The 4,862-nt window shown below is 36.9% G+C and carries 6 protein-coding genes (1 of these 6 running past the window's edge); 3 read left to right on the top strand and 3 right to left on the bottom strand.

Translation table 11 applies throughout. The features are described from left to right. Both corA and V7659_RS25115 read right to left on the bottom strand, forming a co-directional pair. Positions 1-891, bottom strand: partial view of a magnesium/cobalt transporter CorA gene (gene corA, locus V7659_RS25120; protein ID WP_335542845.1) — the 5' portion only. It extends 48 nt beyond the left edge of the window; the window shows 891 of its 939 coding nt (coding positions 1-891); its start codon is at positions 889-891; its stop codon lies beyond the left edge, outside the window. 195 nt (positions 892-1,086) lie between these two features. After that, positions 1,087-2,268, bottom strand: a complete 1,182-nt coding sequence (locus V7659_RS25115; protein ID WP_420491770.1) for a TIGR04053 family radical SAM/SPASM domain-containing protein — start codon at positions 2,266-2,268, stop codon at positions 1,087-1,089. A gap of 374 nt (positions 2,269-2,642) precedes the next feature. On the opposite strand from V7659_RS25115, the gene V7659_RS25110 reads away from it, so the two are divergent. Together V7659_RS25110 and V7659_RS25105 are read left to right on the top strand one after the other, a co-directional pair. Continuing rightward, on the top strand, positions 2,643-3,416 hold the full coding sequence (locus tag V7659_RS25110; RefSeq protein WP_335542844.1) for a C40 family peptidase: 774 nt from the start codon (positions 2,643-2,645) through the stop codon (positions 3,414-3,416). Positions 3,417-3,522: 106 nt separating this feature from the next. Next, positions 3,523-4,152, top strand: a complete 630-nt coding sequence (locus V7659_RS25105; protein WP_335542843.1) for a TVP38/TMEM64 family protein — start codon at positions 3,523-3,525, stop codon at positions 4,150-4,152. Here V7659_RS25105 and V7659_RS25100 read toward each other — a convergent pair. Then, entirely contained in the window at positions 4,149-4,508 is a 360-nt protein-coding gene (locus tag V7659_RS25100) for a hypothetical protein (protein ID WP_335542842.1), read from the bottom strand. The two genes, V7659_RS25105 and V7659_RS25100, sit on opposite strands and share 4 nt — an antisense overlap. A gap of 87 nt (positions 4,509-4,595) precedes the next feature. On the opposite strand from V7659_RS25100, the gene V7659_RS25095 reads away from it, so the two are divergent. Then, a partial coding sequence (locus V7659_RS25095; RefSeq protein WP_335542841.1) for a LysE family transporter occupies positions 4,596-4,862 on the top strand: 267 nt, incomplete at its 3' end.

Raw genomic sequence — 4,862 nt, 5'->3', positions numbered from 1 at the left:
TAGAATCAGCGTGGAAAAAAAACCATATTTCGATGATAGTCCAGGCATATAGCGAAAATTCATCCCATACAATCCAGCGATAAAAGAGAGCGGCATGAAAATCGTGGTGATCACGGTTAAAACCTTCATGACATGATTGGTTTGATGGGAGTTAAGTGAAATATAGCTGTCGCGGATGTCCGTGGTTAGTTCACGGTTTGCCTCAATCATTTCTGTTAATTTTAGTAAATGGTCATGAATATCAGAATAGTATTCCCTTTTCTCCTGAATGGAAGTTAGTCGCTGTGAATTTAGGACTCTGTATATAAGATCGCGCATCGGTGAAATGGTGTGCCTCAATGATAGTAGATGGTGCCTTGTATCAAATAAATCCTCCAGCAATGCCTCCATGGATCTTCCTCTAGAATTCTCGTCAATTTCAGTTAATCGTTCTTCGATTTTAAAGACTTGCGGGAAATAACTATCAACCATTTTATCAAGTACAAGGTATAAAACATGTGTTGGCTCCCACTTTTCAATGTTTGTCGACTCTATAAATCGTTTCCATACCGCCTCGATTTCAGTTGAAGGGTTAAGGTGAAAGGAAACGATATAGTTTTCACCTAGGAAAAAATCAATTTCGTCTCTTTTGAGCGTTTGGTGATTTAGGGACTGTGTAATAAAAAAAGTGTGGTCCTCATAATAATCCAACTTAGGTCTTTGTAAATGATTAATACAATCCTCAATCGCCAATGGATGAAAATGAAAAGGATCTCGTAGATATTCGATTTCCTCTTCCGTTGGTAGATGAAAATCAATCCAATACCATTTATATTCCCCTTTAAGCAAATCAACGATTGCTACATCTTTAACCAATTCATAATTATTCTTTACAGCAATTGTCTTAATCATAATAACTCCTTATCTTGAATGACCATCTTCTTTTATAGGATGGTATAGTTTAGGAATAAAATACCATCTAATGAGGAATTTATAAAGAAAGAAGTTGAGTTGAGAGGTAAAAAAAATACACATAGAGGATAAGGGTCAAATGAATAAAAAAGAGGTATCCTAAAAGTAGAATGCCTCTTCATAAATCTAAAAATATTACAGTCTAGGTGATGTTTCTCTATTCCGCATCGCGTGTGGAATGTAAACACAGAACGGTTCACTTTCCATATAGTCTCCTGTCACTGCATAGGTACGCGAACGAGAGCCGCCGCACATTTTGTTATATTCACAGACGCCGCATTTTCCTTTGTAGTGGTCAGGCTGACGTAGTTCTTTAAACACTTTGGACTCATGGTAAATTTCAGCGAGTGGGGTATCACGGATGTTTCCACAGACGATTGGAAGTAAGCCACTTGGCATGACATCACCAATATGGGAGACAAATGCAAAGCCGTTGCCATCATTTACACCTTTAGGTGCCCGCTTTAACCCGTCATGCATGGAAGCAAAATCAGTAGTAATTGAGTCTTCGTAATGAATTTCGCCTTTTTCAATCAATTGTTCGCGTGTTTTTTGCTGTAAAACAACTCTGCGGTAATGCTGGGCTGCCGTTGTTTTGATATCATAAGGAGCAGTTTTGCTCAACTCATATAACCAAAGGAACACTTTTTCATGCTCAGCGGGAGATATACAAGCGTCCATTTGACCTCTGCCTGTTGGAACAAGCAAGAAGATATACCACATGACTGCGCCAAGTTCGCCGACAAGCTTTGCCATTTGTTCAAGCGAATCATAATTATAACGAGAAATGACGGTATTGATTTGAAGCGGCATATCTAATTCGTTTAAGTACTTAATTTTTTCAACAGTGAGATCAAAGGATCCAGGAGTCCCACGGAAGTGGTCATGTATCTCAGGGGTTGGACCATCTAAACTAAAGCCCCAGCGAGAAAGTCCGACGTCCTTGAACATTTTCATTTTTTCTTTGGTAACATTCGCAGTAGCACTTGGTGTAATCGAAACACGCATACCTTTTTTGATCGCATAATCAGCAAGTTCATAAAGGTCTTCTCTCATCATACAATCCCCGCCAGTAAACACGAGCATCGGATTATCCATTTCATAGATTTGATCAATTAAATTAATTCCTTCCGCATGCGTTAGTTCGCGTGGATCTGGAGTAAGCTGCGCATCAGCGCGGCAGTGAACACATTTAAGTTGGCAGGCTCTTGTTACTTCCCAAATGACAATAAATGGATTCTTGTCATAATCGATTACATTTCGCATTCCATGTGGATGCCCCATAGCATGAGGATGTCCTTTTCCTATTCCTTGCATCATCATCACCCAAATCATTATGATTTATAAAACTATAAAGATTGTTTCTATAGGTTTATTATAGGTTTAACAGACTAGAGTGCATGGTAGGATTGTTACAATATTTCTACATTACTTGTGTGAATTAGCTGATTTCTATTAATCCCTTAATCATCTTTTTATTACATTTATGTTACAAAAATATTAATGAAAATTAAATTACAATGTGAAATGTTACATATTATAGGATTGAGTAATAGTCTGTTTGTAATATTAAAGGTCTTCTTTACTAATATTGTTGCTTTTTACCAAGTAAGCCATATCTTTGGGGATTCAAACAACCCTTAAAGGTCGTTTATGATGTTATTACACAAACGAAATGAAAGGGTGCTACGATGAAGAAACATCTACTATCTATCGCAGCAACGGCGGGGATCCTGATTTCTACATTTGCTGGGACGGCAAGTGCACACGAAAACATCTATACTGTCCAGTCAGGGGATACTCTTTGGAAAATTTCACAAGCTAATAAAGTCACTATAGCAGACTTGAAAACTTGGAATCACCTAACATCTGATTCTCTTTATGTAACTCAGAAGCTGACATTGTTAGCTCCACACAGTCATGAAACAGCGATTGAAACGTACACAGTTCAAAAAGGGGATACATTATACCTAATCGCTGTTCGTAACAAACTATCAGTTGCTCAGCTTAAATCACTGAATAATCTTACAACTGATACGATTTATGTTGGACAAGTGTTGAAATTAACGACAAGTGGTACATCTACACCAGTGCCTGCTCCGACAGTATCAAAGGCTCAAATGGTAATGGATGAAGCTAAAAAGTACATAGGGACACCATATTTATGGGGCGGAAATACACCTGCTGGTTTTGATTGCAGTGGCTTAACGAGCTACGTGTTTAATAAGGTTGGAGTATCAATTCCACGAACGGCGGCCACACAATGGTCAGGAATGAAGGCTGTCAGCACCCCAAAACCCGGAGACTTAGTATTCTTTGAAACATACGCTCCAGGTCCTACACATGTAGGGATTTATTTGGGCAACAACCAATTCATTCAAGCAGGTTCAAAAGGCGTCTCAATCGCTGATATGACAAATTCCTATTGGAAACCAAGATATCTTGGTGCAAGAACAGCATTTTAATAGGTAAGCAGAAGGGCCTTTTCAACAGAAAGGCTCTTTTATTTTTCCAAAATTAAAAATATAGTATGATAGGATTAATAAAAAATGAAGTGAATGGAGTTGTCGGATGTTTAAAAGAATATTAAGTATAGGGATTCTGTTGTTAATCATAGCAATTGGTTTATTTCAAAAGGATGAATTACTTCACCTTGTTAAACAAGGGGGAGGCCTATCCATTTTGATTAGTATGTTACTAGTAGCGATTTGTGTCTTTTTTCCCGTGATTCCATTTCCCGTTCTAGCAGGAACGATTGGTGCGGTATTTGGAACATCTCAAGGCATGATTGTATCCTTAACAGGCGCCATGCTAGGAACAATGGCTTTCTTTTTCCTATCTAGATATGGCTTTCGTGATTTTGCTCAGCAAAAACTAATGAATTATCCAAAGGTTCAAGAATATGATGAGTTTCTAAACAAGAATTCCTTTGTTGCGATCTTAACCTGTCGATTAATTCCAATCATACCAGCACCGGTTGTTAATATCGTGTGTGGTTTAAGTCATGTCAAATGGCTAACTTTTTTTACGGCTTCACTCATCGGAAAAATACCAAATATTCTACTGTTGTCGTATGCTGGTGCATTATTTAGTAACAACAAGCTATACTCATTTGGAATATATGGAGTATATTTAATTATTATTTTTATCATAAACTTTATTATTATTTACCGCAAACAAGCAAATAAATCACTGGATTAAACGACTTCTCGAATGTTTAAATCATTTTGTTTTTCAACAGAGATGACTTCCTTAAAGAAGCTTTTTAAGATGAGCCATTTAGCTGGATAACTGTAAATGAAATCTTCTATCACCTGTGAGGAATAATATATAAAACAATCGATGCTTACTTTTTCCTTTTTTAAGTCATAAAGAAGCGCATGTGGTATGGTGTAATAGTCATTCAATTGATAAGGATTGAACTTTATGACTTGAATTTTATGCTCATCGATAAATTTTTTTAAAGATTGTTCTTGAAAGGCTAAACTTTCTTCCTTACTAAGTCCATCTAAAGAAATACGATCATTAATAAAATAAATTCCCTGCAAATTAAACACCCCAATTTTTTCATTGATTGGTATTGTTATTGACAGGGTTTAGAAGAAGTATACTTCTTTTTGAAAATACATATGGAGAGATAAAATATGATAAGTGCTGCAATACATGGATTTATTCTAGCTTTTGGGCTCATTCTGCCTCTTGGAGTCCAAAATGTGTTTATCTTTAATCAAGGGGCGATGCAGTCACGTTGGATTTATGTGCTACCAGTCGTTTTGACAGCTTCCATTTGTGATACACTACTCATTTCATTAGCTGTTTTTGGTGTCTCAGCGGTTGTTTTAGGTATCACTTGGATTAAGATGGCGTTATTGCTTGGAGGAATTCTTTTCTTACTATACATGGGGTATTCT

Source organism: Neobacillus drentensis (assembly GCF_036966985.1).
GTDB lineage: Bacteria > Bacillota > Bacilli > Bacillales > Cytobacillaceae > Neobacillus > Neobacillus drentensis_E.
The sequence above is the reverse complement of the archived record's forward strand: the minus strand, read 5'-3'. Positions and strand labels throughout refer to the sequence as shown.

Coding starts and splice junctions, on each gene's coding strand:
- V7659_RS25115 (WP_420491770.1), bottom strand. CDS start 2,268: ATGCAAGGAATAGGAAAAGGACATCCTCATGCTATGGGGCATCCACAT.
- V7659_RS25110 (WP_335542844.1), top strand. CDS start 2,643: ATGAAGAAACATCTACTATCTATCGCAGCAACGGCGGGGATCCTGATT.
- V7659_RS25105 (WP_335542843.1), top strand. CDS start 3,523: ATGTTTAAAAGAATATTAAGTATAGGGATTCTGTTGTTAATCATAGCA.